General features: G+C 47.4%; 17 protein-coding genes. 9 read left to right on the top strand and 8 right to left on the bottom strand.

The window, feature by feature from the left end:
* Position 1: 1 nt before the first annotated feature.
* The 5 genes from olsF to rpsT form a co-directional block, all read right to left on the bottom strand.
* Positions 2–1,780 (bottom strand): bifunctional ornithine lipid synthase OlsF, encoded by a 1,779-nt coding sequence (gene olsF, locus AC0J20_RS07730; RefSeq protein ID WP_473021262.1) that lies wholly within the window; start codon positions 1,778–1,780, stop codon positions 2–4.
* Between the two features lie 176 nt (positions 1,781–1,956).
* Positions 1,957–2,769 (bottom strand): UDP-2,3-diacylglucosamine diphosphatase, encoded by an 813-nt coding sequence (locus AC0J20_RS07735; protein ID WP_229528684.1) that lies wholly within the window; start codon positions 2,767–2,769, stop codon positions 1,957–1,959.
* Positions 2,770–2,972: 203 nt separating this feature from the next.
* Entirely contained in the window at positions 2,973–3,323 is a 351-nt protein-coding gene (locus AC0J20_RS07740) for a hypothetical protein (RefSeq protein ID WP_229528685.1), read from the bottom strand.
* A gap of 156 nt (positions 3,324–3,479) precedes the next feature.
* Positions 3,480–4,862, bottom strand: coding sequence for a M20/M25/M40 family metallo-hydrolase (locus AC0J20_RS07745; RefSeq protein ID WP_229528686.1), 1,383 nt, complete (start codon positions 4,860–4,862; stop codon positions 3,480–3,482).
* A 157-nt stretch (positions 4,863–5,019) separates the two neighbouring features.
* Positions 5,020–5,283, bottom strand: a complete 264-nt coding sequence (gene rpsT, locus AC0J20_RS07750) for a 30S ribosomal protein S20 (protein WP_229528687.1) — start codon at positions 5,281–5,283, stop codon at positions 5,020–5,022.
* A gap of 455 nt (positions 5,284–5,738) precedes the next feature.
* Between rpsT and AC0J20_RS07755 the strand changes: the two genes are divergently transcribed.
* The 5 genes from AC0J20_RS07755 to AC0J20_RS07775 are packed head-to-tail and all read left to right on the top strand — an operon-like array spanning position 5,739 to position 8,461.
* Complete coding sequence (locus AC0J20_RS07755) at positions 5,739–6,332, top strand: RNA polymerase sigma factor (protein ID WP_473021249.1); 594 nt, start codon at positions 5,739–5,741, stop codon at positions 6,330–6,332.
* Positions 6,316–6,720 (top strand): hypothetical protein, encoded by a 405-nt coding sequence (locus AC0J20_RS07760; RefSeq protein WP_473021250.1) that lies wholly within the window; start codon positions 6,316–6,318, stop codon positions 6,718–6,720. Before AC0J20_RS07755 ends, AC0J20_RS07760 begins: the two co-directional genes overlap by 17 nt.
* 1 nt (position 6,721) lies before the next feature.
* Entirely contained in the window at positions 6,722–7,009 is a 288-nt protein-coding gene (locus AC0J20_RS07765) for a hypothetical protein (RefSeq protein WP_473021251.1), read from the top strand.
* On the top strand, positions 7,006–7,452 hold the full coding sequence (locus AC0J20_RS07770; protein WP_473021252.1) for a DUF3106 domain-containing protein: 447 nt from the start codon (positions 7,006–7,008) through the stop codon (positions 7,450–7,452). Before AC0J20_RS07765 ends, AC0J20_RS07770 begins: the two co-directional genes overlap by 4 nt.
* A 28-nt stretch (positions 7,453–7,480) precedes the next feature.
* Complete coding sequence (locus AC0J20_RS07775; protein WP_473021253.1) at positions 7,481–8,461, top strand: Gfo/Idh/MocA family protein; 981 nt, start codon at positions 7,481–7,483, stop codon at positions 8,459–8,461.
* A 154-nt stretch (positions 8,462–8,615) separates the two neighbouring features.
* On the opposite strand, the gene AC0J20_RS07780 is transcribed toward AC0J20_RS07775, so the two are convergent.
* The 3 genes from AC0J20_RS07780 to AC0J20_RS07790 all read right to left on the bottom strand — a co-directional run bounded on the left by AC0J20_RS07780 (position 8,616) and on the right by AC0J20_RS07790 (position 10,041).
* Positions 8,616–8,960: a VOC family protein gene (locus tag AC0J20_RS07780; protein ID WP_473021254.1), complete on the bottom strand. Its 345-nt coding sequence runs from the start codon at positions 8,958–8,960 to the stop codon at positions 8,616–8,618.
* Between the two features lie 21 nt (positions 8,961–8,981).
* Complete coding sequence (locus tag AC0J20_RS07785) at positions 8,982–9,209, bottom strand: hypothetical protein (RefSeq protein ID WP_229528694.1); 228 nt, start codon at positions 9,207–9,209, stop codon at positions 8,982–8,984.
* A 148-nt stretch (positions 9,210–9,357) separates the two neighbouring features.
* Positions 9,358–10,041, bottom strand: coding sequence for a DUF3667 domain-containing protein (locus AC0J20_RS07790; RefSeq protein WP_473021255.1), 684 nt, complete (start codon positions 10,039–10,041; stop codon positions 9,358–9,360).
* 171 nt (positions 10,042–10,212) lie between these two features.
* On the opposite strand from AC0J20_RS07790, the gene AC0J20_RS07795 reads away from it, so the two are divergent.
* The 4 genes from AC0J20_RS07795 (at position 10,213) to AC0J20_RS07810 (ending at position 16,541) form a co-directional block, all read left to right on the top strand.
* Complete coding sequence (locus AC0J20_RS07795; protein WP_473021256.1) at positions 10,213–10,851, top strand: CatA-like O-acetyltransferase; 639 nt, start codon at positions 10,213–10,215, stop codon at positions 10,849–10,851.
* A gap of 138 nt (positions 10,852–10,989) precedes the next feature.
* Positions 10,990–13,344 (top strand): 7TM diverse intracellular signaling domain-containing protein, encoded by a 2,355-nt coding sequence (locus AC0J20_RS07800; RefSeq protein WP_473021257.1) that lies wholly within the window; start codon positions 10,990–10,992, stop codon positions 13,342–13,344.
* A gap of 92 nt (positions 13,345–13,436) precedes the next feature.
* Positions 13,437–15,875, top strand: coding sequence for a zinc-dependent metalloprotease (locus AC0J20_RS07805; RefSeq protein WP_473021258.1), 2,439 nt, complete (start codon positions 13,437–13,439; stop codon positions 15,873–15,875).
* 114 nt (positions 15,876–15,989) lie between these two features.
* Positions 15,990–16,541 (top strand): YkvA family protein, encoded by a 552-nt coding sequence (locus tag AC0J20_RS07810; RefSeq protein WP_229528699.1) that lies wholly within the window; start codon positions 15,990–15,992, stop codon positions 16,539–16,541.
* Positions 16,542–16,661 lie beyond the last annotated feature (120 nt).

The raw sequence follows: 16,661 nt of genomic DNA on the forward strand, positions 1-16,661 counted from the left end.
CCTAAAGACCGCCTAATTGCACGACATTGTCAGGTTGGGCTGGGCATTGTGATTCTGTGTCTTCGGCTTCGGTTATAATGGTTTCTGGCATATAGCGCGCCCGCTTTTTGGCTTTGAGTTTCATCAGATCCACTAATATCAACCCGTCTACGCAATCGTTAAAATCAGGATCAACCCCAAATCCTAAAAACTGCGCTCCACCGGGCTCACACAATTCAGAATATTGTTTATACAGGGTCGGGATTGCCATCCCCATGTTGGCGAGTAAGTGTTTCAGGGTCACGAAATCGGTTTTGTAGTCCGTCCCGGTAAAACTTCCCTGCAGATCTTTTGGCAGGCGATAGGGGTAATTGGAGCGGGCGATTTCTACTTCTGTACCAAAATGCAATTGGTAAAATTCAACCATCAGATCCTTTGCCGCTTGTGGAAAACTGTTGCTCAGACTAACCGGGCCAAACAGATAGCGGTACTGAGGGTAACGAGTCAAAAATGCACCGATACCATACCAAAGGTAGTCCAAAGAGCGTTTACCCCAATACTTGGGTTGCACAAAACTGCGACCTAATTCCAGACCCTGACGAAAATAAGGGTCCATGGCTTCGTTGTACTGAAACAAACTGGCGGAGTAGAGTCCCTTTAAACCTTTCTCTTGTTTGAGTTTTTGGGCATCGCCAAAGCGATAAGCTCCGACAATTTCCAGTTCGTCTTTGTCCCACAGTATCAGGTGGAAGTAATCGTTGTCATAATGGTCAGTGTCGCGGCGCTTATTACTGCCTTCACCAACTGCCCGAAAGGCAATTTCTCTCAGGCGTCCGACTTCCCTCAGGATGGGGGAACTGCCGGTATAACGGTACAGGTAGATCTCTTTGTGGTCTGCCGTGGTACCTAACAACTCGCATTCTTTTTTTATCGCTTTGGTTAACACCTGGCGATTTTCCGGGGCCGCTATTGCTTTTTGAGTTGCAAAAATTTCGGCCTTATTGGTGACCAGGCGATACAGGTGGCGCTTAAATAGTTTAGTGAGAATCCGGTTGTTCAGTCGTGCTTCACTGAATGATTCGTAGGGGATCAACTGGCCGATGCGCATAGGCAGGTGTTTATTGCGCTGCCGGAACATTTCATCCACTAACAGAAAAGTCGCTAATGGTTTGTATATCATGGATGTGGCGTAAAACAACCAGGAGTTCTTGCCTTCCAGGAAAATGGGCAAAACGGGGGCTTTAGCGGTTTTTGCCATGCGCACAAAACCGGTGTTCCATTTAGTATCCCGAATGCCCTGTGGACGTACTCGGGACACTTCGCCGGCAGGGAATACAATGATGGTTCCCTGATTTTTAAGATGCTCCTGAATGCGGGCTATGTTTTGTTTGGCGGTGCTTCCACCCATTACATTGACCGGAAACAACAATTCTTCCAGTGGTTTTACCGCCATTAACATCTCGTTGGCCAGTGCTTTAACGTCCGGGCGAATTTCACTCACCAGCTTAATCAATGCCAGACCGTCCAGAGAGCCGATCGGGTGGTTGGCGATTATCACCAACGGCCCGGAGCGGGGAATTCGCTCTTTTTCAGAATCCCGGGTGGAATAGGTAAAATTAAAGTGCTCAAGGGCCTGCTCAATGAACTCGATACCTTGTAAATGCGGATAGTTTACAGCAAATTCCTGGAATTCTTTTTCATGCATCAATCGTCTTAACAGGAAGCTGACAGGTTTAAATAGCAGGGGTTTCTGGGCCAGTTTAGGGGCGTGTTTATTCAGAATGTCATTAACCGAAAACATGTGATTGAGCGGGCCTCTTGGCGTTGATGTCATGAATCATTGCGGGTGATTGTATGACGGATTCATGAACAAAATACGAAGCAAAGATGGCCGTTTTGTTACAAACGGTTGAAAATGTGTAGCAGACAATCACCCGTTTAACGGGGCACTGTGGGGATTACCCCCGAACAGGCAGCTCAGGCCGCCTTTTGACCCTGGCGACCTTTCTGCAAATCTGAAATCGCATGCACGGTGGCTTCCTGGTTTGCGGTTTGAGTCCAGGTTATGAGTGCTATTTCGCCCTGTTTATTTTCTGTCAGAGCAGAGCAATTCTCTATCCAGTCACCATCGTTGTAGTAGGTTACGCCGTCCATTTCTACCACTTCAGGATGATGGATATGTCCACATACAACGCCATCCAGACCTAATTCCCGGGCGCGATTGGTACTGGCCACGCGGTAGCGTTCTATCGCTTCGTTGGCACCTGAAATTTTGGATTTGATATAGCCAGCTAAAGACCAGTACGGAAAACCCAACCAGGCTCTGGCTTTGTTGTACCAACGGTTTAAAAACAACAACAATTCGTAGCCCTTATCACCTATCCATGCGGTAACGGGCCCGAAACACACTTCGCTGTCGAAAATATCGCCATGCAGTAATAGCAGCTTTTTACCGTCGGCGGTGGTGTGAATGTATTCCCGGTGAATTTCAACATCACCGAAACACATACCATCATACTTTTGACAAGGCTCGTCGTGATTACCGGGAAGGTATATTACTTTCGTGCCGGAGCGGGACAGGTTTAACAGATAGTGAAACAACTCATTGTGAGCCTGCGGCCATAAAAACCGTTTGCTCATGGCCCACATATCAACAATGTCGCCCACCAGATACAGGGTTTCTATTTTACTGCGCTTCAGAAAGTCTAAGAGATAATCCGCTTTGCAGTCTTTGTATCCCAGGTGAATATCCGAGATCCAAACGGTTCTGAAGTGTTGTTGAGTGGTCATCTTGTCTCTGTCCCTTTGGCGCTATATTGGTAACCAATGGTAAAAAGCCGGAGTGACAGTTCGGTTAACGAGTAGTGAACATAGGATGACAGATTAGGGGGTATTATGACATTTACTTGAAGAATCGCAGTAGCGGCTGGTTAAGTAGTCCAAATGGCGATATTCTGAGCAAACCCCATGATGAAAAGCGCAAATTCTGGCGGCTAATCTTCTTCAAACCAGGATGAAATGTAACCGCCAAATCCGGTGTTTTTAATTACTTTGTAGCGCAGACAATTGTCATTTTCCCTGGCAAAACACACATGTAAGTGTTCGGTATCTTCATCCAGGCGGACAAATTTTGCATTGGAATCAAAAAGTACACCAGGCCCAAACAGACCATCCCAGTATGTTCCGACAGTCACCATATTGGCGTATTCATAAGTAATACGCTGTGGTTTGGGGAAGATAACCAGCAGAAACAGTATGATGCCTGCAACGATGAGCTTAACCTGCCTGGCATTGATACGAAATGCATTGTGTTGTGGTTTATTGATGTCTTTTTTCTTTTCCATCTGAAAAACGCCGGGATTTAAATACGCTTACAAGTCTTGAAGGGGCTAGGATACAACAACTTTGTGGCCTTTTGCGAAAGGATTTTAAGTCGAACCTGGTGCTGGTATTTTAAATTACCGGTATTGAGAAGTCCCTCGCAATACCGGTTTCTGTGATTATTTGAGCAATGCCGGGGCCGGGCGCGGGTCCACGTCACTGTTGGCCATCAGATAGGTAAATATCGCATAGGCCGTCTGGTTTTGTTGAATGTCTTCAGGCGCAATTTTGTCCAGCGTATCGTTGGGTGTGTGGTGGTAATCAAAATAGTGAGTACCATCCTGACGCAGAGACACAACCGGTACCCCTTTCGCAGGTAGCATGGAAATATCCGGGCCACCTGTAGCGGTATTAGTGCCTTCTTCGATACCCAGTGGCGCTAAATGCTGCATAAGCTCTTTCACAAAAGGCAGGGCTGCAGGAGCAAAGCGGGTGTCTAATTGATAAATCTGGCCGGCACCAAAATCAGATTCTGCGGCCACGATAATTTGCCCCAGTTCTTGTTCGTTGGCTTTGGCGTACTCTTTTGCACCAATCAGCCCAAATTCTTCATTGGCATAAAGCACTACTCTGATGGTGCGTTTCGTTGCCCCCAGGGTTTCTTTTATCAGGGTGGCCGCTGCAGTGACAATTCCCACACCTGCACCGTCGTCTAAAGCGCCGGTTCCTTCATCCCATGAGTCCAGGTGTGCGCCAATCAGTACTATTTCTTCTGGCTTTTCGGTACCGGTGATTTCCCCGATAACATTGTAGGAGGTCTGCCAACCGTGCTCTTTAGCCTGCACATTGAGGTGCATTTTAACAGGAGCTTCCTGGCTGAACATATACTCCAGTGTATCAGCATCGGCATTGGACAGGGCGCCTGCCGGAATTTTTTCCACATCCGGGCTGTACTGCATTGCTCCGGTGTGGGCAAAGCGACTTTGGTCGGTACCCACTGAACGGATAATCACCGCCTGAGCCTCTAACATGGCTGCTTCAATCGCGCCCCTGGAGCGACCAATCACGACCGGGCCGTAACCTTTACCCGCTCTATCTCGCTCCATGCGTTTGTTAATAAAAACGATATTGCCTTTTATCTCATCGACTGAGCGGGTTTTTAAATCTTCCAGCGAATCCACCATGATCACCTTAGCTGTGATGCCGGCTTCGGGAGTGGCAACAGACCCGCCTAAAGCGGTTACTACCAGTTTGTGTTCAAACGGCTTAATAATGTTGGCATCTGCGAGTCCTCGGGACCAGTTCCGCACCCGAACCGGTTGCTTGTAAACTTTGTCAAAGCCAAGGCTACGCAACTTATCTTCAGCCCAGAGCACGGCCTTTTTATCGCCTTCACTGCCCGCAATACGGGGGCCTACTTCACGTGTAAGAGAGGCGACAACTTCGTATGCCAGTTGGCTTTCCGAGGAGGCGTTTTTTAATGCTTCAATGTCGTTTTTGGTGTCAGCCCAGCAGGTAGCGCCGGACAATAAAATAGCGGTAGCTAACAGTTTTTTAAGCATAAGTATTTGATTTTTATAGTTCGCATTTGAGATTAACATCTTAACTGATTGCTATCAGGATGTCTTGAGAATACTTTGGGGGGAGAGGCGCAGAAAAAGGTGAATTGCAGATACAAAAAAAGCGTCTTGCGACGCCTTTTTTGTGAAACTTATGTGCTTACGCTAAAGCTTTGATCTGAGCAGTCAGACGGCTCTTAGTACGAGCTGCTTGATTCTTGTGGATCAAACCTTTAGTTGCCATACGGTCAAGAATAGGCGCAGCAGCAACAAATGCTTCCTGAGCGGCGTTCTTTTCACCTGCATCAATAGCAGCACGTACTCTTTTTATATAAGTACGCATCATAGAACGACGGCTTGCATTGTGCTGGCGGCTCTTTTCTGCCGTAATTGCACGTTTCTTAGCAGACTTGATGTTAGCCAAGATAACACTCCCAAAACGATTCAACTGTAAATTCGAGGGTGCGAATTCTGCCGAGTTTAGCCCCGAATGTCAAAGTATTTATTACATTTATTGTATAAAAAGTGAGTTTCGGGCTGCAGGCCCCGGTTTGTCCCAGGTTTTGCTCTGTAGATTAGCGATATAATCTGATGTCGGGCTTAATCTGGCTATTGCTTTTTGGATCGGTTGTTGTAAGTTTTAGCTGCATAAATTGCCAGTCTGTGGGCAAATTCGATGTTGACCGGACGGCACCCGTAAGCTGATTTAAGAAAACGGCCGGGTGGTGCGGGATATTCCCAATTATTTTTAAAAAAAGTCCGGTACCTGTCAACCAAATAACCTGCGGTCCGTTTTTCTTGATAGAGGCCGTAAAAAAGGAGTTCTGTAAGATGCGGAATGACAGCGTTGCTGGTTGTTTCGTCGTCTGAACAATCGCTATGACATCAGCTGCTACGATGTTAGACAATCACACAACAAGTGACCAGGAAGTGTTTGATTCGTTGGATGCTTTTCTCGCGCATATTGAAAAGCGGGCCTACCGGATGGCGTTACTGGCGGTTGGGCAGCATGCTGACGCCATTGATATATTGCAGGATGCCATGATGAAACTGGTGACCAATTACGGGGATCGTCCTGGCAATGAATGGCGACCACTGTTTTACCGGATCTTAAACAACCGCATCACTGACTGGCATCGCCAGCAAAAGTCCAGGAGCCGATTGTTTTTTTGGCGGACAACAAAAAATGAAGACGATAGCGACGAACTCTGTGAGCAGGTGCCCGACGAAAAAATGGATGCACCGGCACAGGCGTTAAACAAAGTGATACAGCAACAAGATATGTTACAGACAATAGAAAAGTTACCTTTGAAGCAACAACAATGTTTTTTGTTACGCAGTTGGGAAGGTCTCTCTGTCGCGGAAACGGCCGATATTATGGGCTGTTCCCAGGGGAGTGTTAAAACACATTTTTTCAGAGCTGTGCAAAAGCTAAAAGCGGTACTGGAGGAGCAACATGACATCGTCATCTGAACAACAGATCAGCAAAAAGGCGGTAGCCGCGTTAGAGCAGGCTAATGAAACCCTGAGTGATGATGCGTTGGCGGATATCGCTCAGGCCCGGATGGCAGCCTTAAGTGCTGCCCGATCCAGACAAGCCAGAGGCACGCGTTCCGCAGTTACTATACCTTTGTGGGAGCGTCTGCGTCGGGAAGTGCTGGTACACCAGTTTCGCTTTGTGGCGCCCGCAGCAGTTGCGGTCGTTGTGGCAGTACTAGTAAGCTATAACTCTTTTGATACCGTGCCCGTTCTGCCTGGCGATTTTCTGACAACAGATATGCCTTCCGAAGAACTGGCCATGCTGGAGGATTTGGAGTTTGCAAGCTGGTTGGCAGAACAACAGCAAGAGGGTCATCTTTAGTATGATGATGACGCTGCTGACGGCCCCTTCATTGGCTGACAAAGATAAAACATCTGAAATCCCCGACCTGTCGTTTCTGGAGTTTTTGGCAGAAATGGAAGTGCTGGAAGGCGAGCTTATGGCACCTGTTGATATGCTGACAAAAGGTGAAAATTCATTGCCCATAGGCGATATCAAAGCAGCGGATTATCACAGATTTATCAATCTGGTTGACGCCGAACTTAGCCAGCTCATGGAGGAGTCGGGCACTGAAACTACAACCAATACTGAACAGGAGGACAAGCCATGATGCGATTTACACTGTTAATTTGCCTGTTGTTTTGTCATTCGGTTTATGCGGTGGAGTGGCAGGACCTATCCAGACAGCAGCAGCAGGTATTGCAAAATGCACAACAAAACTGGGCTGATCTGTCTCATGAGCACCGCCAAAAACTGATCTTGGGAGCGGATCGATGGCTGGCAATGGATAGTGGGCAAAGGCAGCAAATCAAACAGCGTTTTGATACCTGGCAGGCGTTGAAGCCAGAACAACGCCAGCACCTGAAAGAGCAATTCCAGAAATTCAGACAATTGTCGCCGGAACAACGCCAGCAAATGCGGGGAGCTTTTGATAAATTTCAAAAATTGCCCAAAAAACAACGGGCTAAGATACGGGAGAAATTTCAACAGGCGAAACAAAAAAATCAGAACCGGCGTGGCAACAAAGGTAAGCCCCGACGTAAACCTGATTAATGCATGACACCATACAGGCGAGTTTTAAATGGATAACCGAAATCAGATCAACTGGGGCATTATTGGCTGTGGCGAAGTTACCGAGGTGAAGAGTGGCCCGGCCTATAAGAAAACCCCCGGGTTTAAACTGGCAGCAGTGATGCGACGCAATGCCGAACTGGCAGAGGATTACGCCAAACGCCATCAGATTGACAAGCACTATGCCTGCGCCGATGCATTAATCAATGACAGTGATATCGATGCTGTGTACATTGCCACGCCGCCGGACAGCCACAAACAATATGGGTTACAGGTCGCTGCTGCCGGTAAAATTTGCTGTATCGAAAAACCATTAGCCCCTTCTTATGCCGATTGTCAGGCGATAGTTAGTGCCTTCGCTGCAGCAAAGCTGCCTTTGTTTGTGGCCTATTATCGTCGCACACTACCTCGTTTCAATCAGGTGAAAACCTTGCTCGACGATGGCGAAATTGGCCAGGTCAGGCATGTTAACTGGCATCTGAGTAAAGCCGCCAGCGAACTGGATCGCTCTGGTGGGTATAACTGGCGCACTGACAAACAGGTTGCACCCGGTGGCTATTTTGATGATTTGGCCAGCCATGGATTGGACCTGTTTGCTTACTTATTAGGAGAATATATCCAGGTCAAAGGTATCGCCAGAAATCAACAACAGTTCTATTCTGCATATGACGCTATATCAGCCTGTTGGTCACACGCTTCAGGTGCGACGGGTTCCGGTAGTTGGAATTTTGGCAGTGCGGCCCGCGAAGACAAGGTAACCCTGTATGGCAGCGCAGGTGAGATTCAGTTTTCAGTGTTTGACGAAGGGCCGGTTGTGTTGTTGAAAGGGGGCGAACGGCGGGAGTTTTGGATTGAACATCCGGAAAATATCCAGTTGCATCACGTTCAGAGTATGCAGCAGGCACTCGTCGGCGGTTTACCTCACCCTTCTACCGGAGAGTCGGCAGCCCATACCGGTTGGGTGATGGACCAGATTTTAGGAATCGAATAACCGAACCCCTATTTACTTTTGCGCTTACCGGGAAACAACTTAAACCAAAATGCCGCTGCAAGGGCAAAGCCGGGCAAAATAAACACGCACTAATAAACGGGGCATTACTGTTTCCCTGGTTAAACCGATCTTCTCACAGGCAATAGCACAGAATTTAGTTGTGTAGTTCAGTGATATGTAACAATTCGCCCACCGGTCCCCAAAGGAAAAATACCTTGCCCCATGACTCCTGAGAAATTTCAGATATTTGGGTTTTGTATGGCGTGTTGGCGCAAAGTGCGTAGGCCTGGTCGATATCGGAAACGCAAATTTGCAACATAAAATTGTCTGCCAGTTCGGCATTGTAAAAGCGCTGCAAAAAGAGCTGACATTCGCCGTTGCTTAAAAGGGTTAAGTCATCGCTGACATATTCTGACTGAAACCCAATGTCGGTATAAAAAGCCTGTGATTGCTCATAGTCTTTGCTGGGCACAAAAGCTTTAATATCAATTACCTGCATTGCGTTTCCTTGTTGTAATAATCAGTGTTTGGAAGGTGCACAGGCGCGGGTAATATCAGCAGGAGCCGTATCTAATTCAGATTTGGTGACTTTCAGATAACGGATAAAGCTGTATATAAACAGGCTAACCAATAGAACAACCTGCAGGTTGGACAGATTGAGATTGCCGAAGAATACCAGGTCATTAAGCAACAGGCCACAGATCAGTGACATGCTTGCAATAGCACCTGCTTTGGAGTTTCCGGACATTGCCATTTCCCTGGTTGATTTTATTACCTTGTCATATTATACCAATCCCACTAAATATTAAATCACTGAGTTGGTCAAATATGTAGCGGGATTGGTATTTCCCTGGTAGCGCGGCAGTTTTTAAGCGCAAGTGATTTGTCGAACAGGCTCAGCGTAGCATCACATCAAACACCAAACCCAGGGTGCTCATATAAACAAAATAAATGGCCGCTGATTTTAGCAGTGTGTTCCGCCAGGACTCCTGAAACATAGTTTTAAATGCCTGCAAAACATACCAGACGAAATAGCCAGCCGGAAGTACTTGTAATAGCACAAAGAGCAGGTGTCGTTGTTCTGCGGTTTCCAGCGTGGCTGTGACCAACAGTACGAGGTAGGCGACACAGTGCAGGTGGATAGCGAACACCAGGCAAGCCATGTAGTAACTATGGCGATACAACAGCTTTACATAAAGTGCATAAATGGGCAGCAGCACAAACATAATACGGGAATAAAGTTCTGTGGTGGATTCCGGTCTGGCTTCCGTGTCACTATATAAGTGCAGAAACGACGAAAGCAACAAGAAGAACAGCAGACTGAACACCAGATACAGCCTTAATGGCGGGGTGTACTTCTGACGCTTACCCTGTTGATATTCATGAGCCGCCAGGCCCGGTTTAAGCAACAGGGTTTTCAGAGTAAGCATTAAACGGCCATCAATATCTAATAACTCGTGCAGTGATTCTCTCATGAACAGCGGAAAGGGTTGACGATGGCTTTTAGTATTCTGGCCACACTCTGGACAAAAATTGTCGGTATCAGAAAGCGTTATTTGGCAATTGGCGCAGGTTTTCATCGTTATTCTTATATTCTTAACTGAAAGCGTATACTGCTTATCTTAACGGTAGCGATGCCCGGCAAGCAAAATAATCACCAGGATTATCGCTTTGGACCCGAAGGACACAGAGTTTCAATGGTTGCCGGGATTCACTATGATAGCGAGCTCCCGGATTTAACAAGGTTTGATATGCACTGGATTGATTTAGAAAACTGGCCAAGAAGGCGACATTTTGAAATGTTTCAGGGGGTTGATATGCCCCATTTTAATGTTGTGGGGGAGTTAGATGTCAGCCACGCGCTGGCCTTTTGTAAAACTCACTCTATGTCCAGTTTCGCATTGATACTGTACTTAATTTCCCGCACTGCCAATGAAATGGACAACATGCGCTATCGCATTCGCGATGGCAAAGTCTGTTTGCACACCTCAGTGGACCCGGCGTTTACGGTGTTAGGCGATGATGAACTGTACTATCATTGTCGCACTCGCTATCAATCAGATTTGCTGGCTTTTTGTGATGACGTCAGGCAGCAAATTGCGTTGTCAGTGAAAGATAAAGTGCTACATACTGAACCGGGTGTGGATGATGTGATATATCTTTCCTGTATTCCTTGGGTGGCGTTTAAAGGTATTAGTCATGCGATGCATATGAATCCGGTGGATTCGATTCCGCGCTATTATTGGGGCAAGTACGAATCTCACGGTGACAAGACCCTGATGCCTTTTGCTGTGCAGGTGCATCATGGTGTGGCTGATGGTTTGCACGTCGGTCGGCAGTTTCAGGCGATGCAGGCCTATCTGAATCAACCGGAACAACTTTTGACCTAACCGCCTGACTATTCCCGCTGCGCAAATTGACAATCGGTGCTTATCTCTTAACCTTATGGATATGCACCATTATATTCATTGCCTATGATTCTCGGGCGTCGGGATTTCTGCAAGCGGCTTAGCCGTTGTGTTCAATCTATGGCACTTCCCGGTGTCAGCCTCTTTTCAGGCTTAAGCTTGTGGCTTTTATTGGCTGGCGTTTTGCTGCCTTTTAGCGCGCTTTCAGCATCAGTAATCTTGCCAATGGGGGAACAGTATCGCTTAAACCTGGCCAACTACAGCGAATACAGGTTTGTGGATGACGCAGTCACCTACCCTGAAATGCAACAATCGGCAGCCTCTGGTTGGCAGGTACTACGGGGCAATTCCGCATCGTTTGGCTACAAACCCGGTAAAGCAGCATGGTTTCGTTTTAGTATTCAGTCCGATATCAGTGCCTCACCTTATCTGTTGTTTGATTATGCCATTCTGGATGATATTCAGGTGTTTATTGAACAGCCCGGGGATGCTCCGCCAGTCGTTAAATATTCTGGCGATCACCTGGCTCCGGCTTCACGGGAAGTGCAACATCGCAAACTGGTGGTGCCATTGGCGCTTAATGCCGGACAAACCCAAATCTATGTGCGGGTAAAAACAGGCAGTAGTTACACCGTACCTATGTTGCTGACCGGCAAGGCGCATTTTAATGAAACGGAGTCCCTCAATAATATCCTGTTGTCCGGATTAACCGGGGGCGCTTTGTTTATGATCCTGCTGAATCTGTTTGGTGGGATCCGACTGCGGCATCCAGGTTATCTGTATTATGCGGCGTTTGCCACTGCATTTACCTTGTTTAACCTTACCATGCACGGCTATTTTCGCTACTACCTGTTGCCTGTCTGGCCGCACTTCAATGATATGTTGACGGTGGTCTGGGGGCAACTGGGTGGAATGACTTATGCGTTGTTTCTGACCGTGTTTTTACCGCTGAAAAAATACTACCCGGTGGATTACAAAGTCTGTCAGGCCCACGCCGTATTGTGCGCTTTGTTAGTGCTGTTGTCTGTTGTCGGACTTTACAATCACATTCAGATAGTGACTCACTTACTGAACGCCACATTTGCTTTGTATTCTATGGTTTTAGCTATCAGGGCCTGGCGAGGTGGCGTAACGACCGCGGTGTATTTGGTATTGGGCTGGGTTTGTTTGATGGTGGGGGTCATTGCTAAAGCGATGACCGCGCTGGGTTTACTGGCTTACAGCGATATTCTGTTTCACAGTTTCGATGTGGGCATGACCCTCAACTTTACCTTGATAGCATTTGGCCTGGCATCACGCATTGTCGATATTCAGGAGCGTGAAAAGGTGGCCAGAGAGGAGGCCGACAGCGCGAAAACGCTGGCGATACTAAATATGGAACATTACCGCGCCTTATTTGAGTATGCGCCAATTCCCATGTTTAAAGTCAATGAACAGGATCATTTTATCGAAGCTAATAAGGCGTTTTTGAAGTTATTTGGTTACCCGTCACAACAGGCGCTGGTGACCGCCAAAGTGCAGAGCCGCTCGGTGTACTGCCGCCAGAAAGATTACCTGAAATTATTGTCAGATTTGCGCCATTACGGCGTGGCTGATGCTGAAACCAAAATTCGTTCAACTCAGGGAACCGAGCATTGGGTGCGGATCTCTGTGCGCAAAGTAACGGATTCTGATGTCATTATTTATGAAGGTGCCTGCATTGATGTTACCGCGCAGGTGGAACAGCAGGCATTTGAAATTGCCGCCCACAAGCGGGAGGTAAATCAACTGGAAGCGCTGGTGGCAGGTGTCGCCCATTATCTCAATACCCCGTTGGGTACAGCCAATACCGCTCAGTCAGTGGTATCCGGCAAAACCACGGAAGTGGAACAGGACCTTTCTGCACAAAAACTCACCGCAGCCCGGTTGCGCAATTTTCTGGATGTTGTGCAACAAAGTGGTCAGGTGATTAAAAGCAGCCTGGATAAATCCATTAATGTGGTGGAGCGCTTTAAGGAACTGAACCCGGAAGAGCAGCAGGTGATCCGTACCCCCATTAAGGGAACTGAATTGCTAAAAACACTGAAAGCAACCTTACCGCAAGACATACAGGACAATGTGGCAATCCTGTTAGATGACACAACCGATAAGGTGCGTTTGTTACCGATAAAACCTCTGATAGACGTGCTTAAAAAACTCACGATCAATGCCTGGCATCACGGTGCTGCAACTGAAGTTTATATTGCAATCAATGAGGGCGCTGGTGGACTGAATATCGTCGTTAAGGATAATGGCAAGGGTTTGTCAGAGGAAGTACGGGCGGAAGATTTGTTTGCCCCGTTTTATGCCAGAACACTGAGCCTGCAGGAGGTCAGTGGTCTGGATTTATTTGTGGTGAAAACCATAGTACAAAACCGTCTCAATGGTAAGGTGCAGGTGGACAAAGGGGCGTTGCCGGCACTGCATTTCCACCTTTGGTTGCCCGATCAAAGATAGACCCACTTATCATAGTAAAGCGCTTTCAGAATTGTTTCAGGCTCGCTATTATCATTGTGCTTTAAAACAACTAACTTAAATGGAATAACAATATGAAGCACATCAAATGCGGTTTTCCTGCGACTTTAAAGCTATGTGTATTTTCGTTGCTGGCCTTGTTTGTTAGCCTGGTCCAGGCGAGTTCAGAAGAGCTAAATTTCGCACTTTTAGAGAAAAAGGAAGACTTAAAGTCAGGCTATATTGATGTCTGGTATGATTCATCGAAGGACAAAACCTATTTAAAAGTCGCCAGGACGCTGGGGGATTTTATTTATCAAACCAGTTTACCTCATGGGCTTGGTTCCAATGATGTGGGACTGGACAGGGGGCAACTGGGACATACCCGCCTGGTGTCGCTGCAACCCTCGGGTAACAAAGTTCTGTTAATTCAGGAAAACACCGAATATCGCGCCACCTCTGACAATCCGGTTGAGGTTAAGGCTATCCAGGACTCGTTTGCCAATGCGATAATCTGGCAATTTCCGCTGGTGGATGAAAACCAAACTCACTGGTTATTGGACGCTTCTGAGTTTTTGTTGCGTGACACCCATGAAGTGGCTGACCGATTAAAGCAAACTAAACAAGGTAGTTTTAAGCTGGATGTATCGCGCTCCAGCGTTGACGCTGCCAGTTACAAATCATTTCCTCTGAATACCGAACTGGAAGCACGCCTGACATTCACCGGATCAGAACCTGGTGAATATGTCAGACAGGTGGCGATCGATGCCAAAAACGTTTCTTTGCGTATTCGTCACAGTTTCGTGGCGTTACCTGAACCGGGTTATCAGCCTTTGCAGTATCATCCACAAAGTGGTTATTTCGCCTACTCATTCCAGGATTACGGCAAGCCTGTCAACGAGTCGCTGACACAACAATGGATACCAAGGCATCGCCTGGCGAAAAAGGACCCGGGCAGTGCTATGTCTGACGCTGTAAAACCAATTGTGTATTATCTGGATGCCGGGGTGCCGGACCCGGTAAAAACAGCTTTGTTAGACGGCGCCCGTTGGTGGGCGGCCGCTTTTGAAGCCATCGGTTATAAAAATGCTTATCAGGTGAAGGTGTTGCCTGAAGACGCCGACCCAATGGATGTGCGCTATAACATTATCCAATGGGTTCACAGGGCCACCAGGGGCTGGTCTTATGGCGCCAGTATTATCGACCCCAGAACCGGTGAAATTATTAAAGGCCATGTGTCTCTGGGATCGTTGCGCATTCGTCAGGATTACCTGATTGCGCAGGCCATGTTATCGCCCTTCGCGGGAGAGGCCACCGAAGATAGTCAGTTACAAAACCTGGCTATTAATCGCATCAAACAATTATCTGCTCACGAAGTAGGCCACACTCTGGGGTTAGCACACAATTTTGCCGCCAGTGCTTACGGGCGTGCGTCGGTGATGGATTACCCGCATCCGCTATTTGAATTGCGTGGTGGCACAATCCACGCGGAAAATGCATATACCGACTCTTTGGGTATCTGGGACAAACGGGCTATCGCCTACGCCTACACTGATTTTGGTTCCCGCGATGCTGCTCTGTTACGGGCGGCAATGTTGCAGGAGAATCAGCAAAAGGGATATTGGTTTATTTCTGATGCCGATTCACGTGATATCAGCGACGCTCATCCGCTGGCCAGTTTATGGGACAACGGCGACAATGCTGTAGAGGAACTGAATCGGGTTATCCGCTTGCGGGCGCAAGCACTAAAGAGGTTTGGCGAAGCGTCGCTCAGAGTGAATCGCGCCTATTCAGACTTAGAAGAGATACTAATCCCGCTGTATTATTTTCATCGCTATCAGGCCATAGCGGCAGGAAAATATATTGGTGGCTATCAATATCACTACGCAATCAAAGGGCAGGGGCAGCCCGGCAATTTACCCGCGAGTGCTGAACAACAAGAAAAGGCCATTGAGGCACTGTTAAAAACCCTGTCCCCTGACTTTCTGAATATCAGTGATGCTGCCGCGGCACTGATACTACCTAAAGTTCACAGTAGTTATCGCAGCAGAGAAAGTAATGATGGGGCGATGGGGGTGGTGTTCGACCGCTTTGCTCTGGCTCAAAAGGCGGTGCAACACACACTTAATATCTTGTTGGACGACGCTCGCCTGATGCGTCTGTCACAACAGGGCGCCGTTGATGGCAAGATACCTGCGGTACCGGAATTGCTGGTCGCAATCCACAAGAGTTTGTTTGATAAGCTGTACACGGGTATTAAAGCGGAGATTCAGGTGCAGAGTTTATCGCTGATCAACAGCAATTATCTCAATAAATTGCACAGTGCAAAAACGCCGCAAGTACTCAAAGAACAGTATTTTGTTGCACTGCAGCAAATTCAGCAGTCACTGCAACAATTACAGGGACGGCAGGATATCAGTAAGGCGCTGAAACGGCATATCGAGTTCGAATTATATCGGTTGCCAAAGGCAATTCATTCCGATAGCTGGCAACCTGCTGCCTTACCGGTAATGCCACCGGGATCGCCCATTTAAAATTGCAGCGGAAAACCGTTTGCCAGAGTTTTAACGATTGACAGTTTGGCTCTGGCTAACTATGGTTGGGCATATTAAAATAATTTACAACAAAGTGTTACAGAGGAATTCAGCGTGACAATTGAAATCAATCTGGAATTATCAGACGCAGATTTAGCTCATTTTAAACAGCTTATGCAGGAAGCTATCCAAAAAAATAGTGGCCTGTCGGAAGATGAAGTGCTTGAAAAAGCACAGGCAGTGGTCAGTCAAATGGAGCAGTCGAACCAGCCGGATTTTGTGAAGTCTCGTGTCAGTTCACTGGCGGATCTTATCGCCGCCGTGAAAGATGAAGAATGGCAAATGCCGGAAGACGAGAAGAAAGATATCTTAACGTCTTTAATTTACTTCAGCGAACCGCAGGATTTGGTACCAGATGATATTCCGGTACTGGGCTTTTTAGATGACGCCATCATGATCGAGTTGGTCATTCAGGACATGTCATTGGATTTGCGTTCTTATCGCCAGTTCTGCAGCTTCAGAAGAACTGAAGAAAAGCGCCGTGGTGATGCCGCTAAAGTCGACAGAGATTCCTGGTTGGCAGGAACCCGTTCAGAAATTCGGGCTGCAATGCGCAAAGATCGCAAAGCGTCATCTAAGCGCAGCTTCTTCCGACGCATTATGTAATAAAGAGCAAATTCTATTGAAAGGCGAGCTGTTGATGCTCGCCTTAATTAGATGGTCCGCCTCACCTCTAAGCTAGTCTTAGAGTTAGGCAATCAAAGAGGCGAACCATCATGTCTACTA

This window comes from Planctobacterium sp. R6 (genome assembly GCF_055755215.1).

Coding starts and splice junctions, on each gene's coding strand:
- olsF (WP_473021262.1), bottom strand. CDS start 1,780: ATGTTTTCGGTTAATGACATTCTGAATAAACACGCCCCTAAACTGGCC.
- AC0J20_RS07735 (WP_229528684.1), bottom strand. CDS start 2,769: ATGACCACTCAACAACACTTCAGAACCGTTTGGATCTCGGATATTCAC.
- AC0J20_RS07740 (WP_229528685.1), bottom strand. CDS start 3,323: ATGGAAAAGAAAAAAGACATCAATAAACCACAACACAATGCATTTCGT.
- AC0J20_RS07745 (WP_229528686.1), bottom strand. CDS start 4,862: ATGCTTAAAAAACTGTTAGCTACCGCTATTTTATTGTCCGGCGCTACC.
- AC0J20_RS07755 (WP_473021249.1), top strand. CDS start 5,739: ATGACATCAGCTGCTACGATGTTAGACAATCACACAACAAGTGACCAG.
- AC0J20_RS07760 (WP_473021250.1), top strand. CDS start 6,316: ATGACATCGTCATCTGAACAACAGATCAGCAAAAAGGCGGTAGCCGCG.
- AC0J20_RS07765 (WP_473021251.1), top strand. CDS start 6,722: ATGATGATGACGCTGCTGACGGCCCCTTCATTGGCTGACAAAGATAAA.
- AC0J20_RS07770 (WP_473021252.1), top strand. CDS start 7,006: ATGATGCGATTTACACTGTTAATTTGCCTGTTGTTTTGTCATTCGGTT.
- AC0J20_RS07775 (WP_473021253.1), top strand. CDS start 7,481: ATGGATAACCGAAATCAGATCAACTGGGGCATTATTGGCTGTGGCGAA.
- AC0J20_RS07780 (WP_473021254.1), bottom strand. CDS start 8,960: ATGCAGGTAATTGATATTAAAGCTTTTGTGCCCAGCAAAGACTATGAG.
- AC0J20_RS07785 (WP_229528694.1), bottom strand. CDS start 9,209: ATGTCCGGAAACTCCAAAGCAGGTGCTATTGCAAGCATGTCACTGATC.
- AC0J20_RS07790 (WP_473021255.1), bottom strand. CDS start 10,041: ATGAAAACCTGCGCCAATTGCCAAATAACGCTTTCTGATACCGACAAT.
- AC0J20_RS07795 (WP_473021256.1), top strand. CDS start 10,213: ATGCACTGGATTGATTTAGAAAACTGGCCAAGAAGGCGACATTTTGAA.
- AC0J20_RS07800 (WP_473021257.1), top strand. CDS start 10,990: ATGGCACTTCCCGGTGTCAGCCTCTTTTCAGGCTTAAGCTTGTGGCTT.
- AC0J20_RS07805 (WP_473021258.1), top strand. CDS start 13,437: ATGAAGCACATCAAATGCGGTTTTCCTGCGACTTTAAAGCTATGTGTA.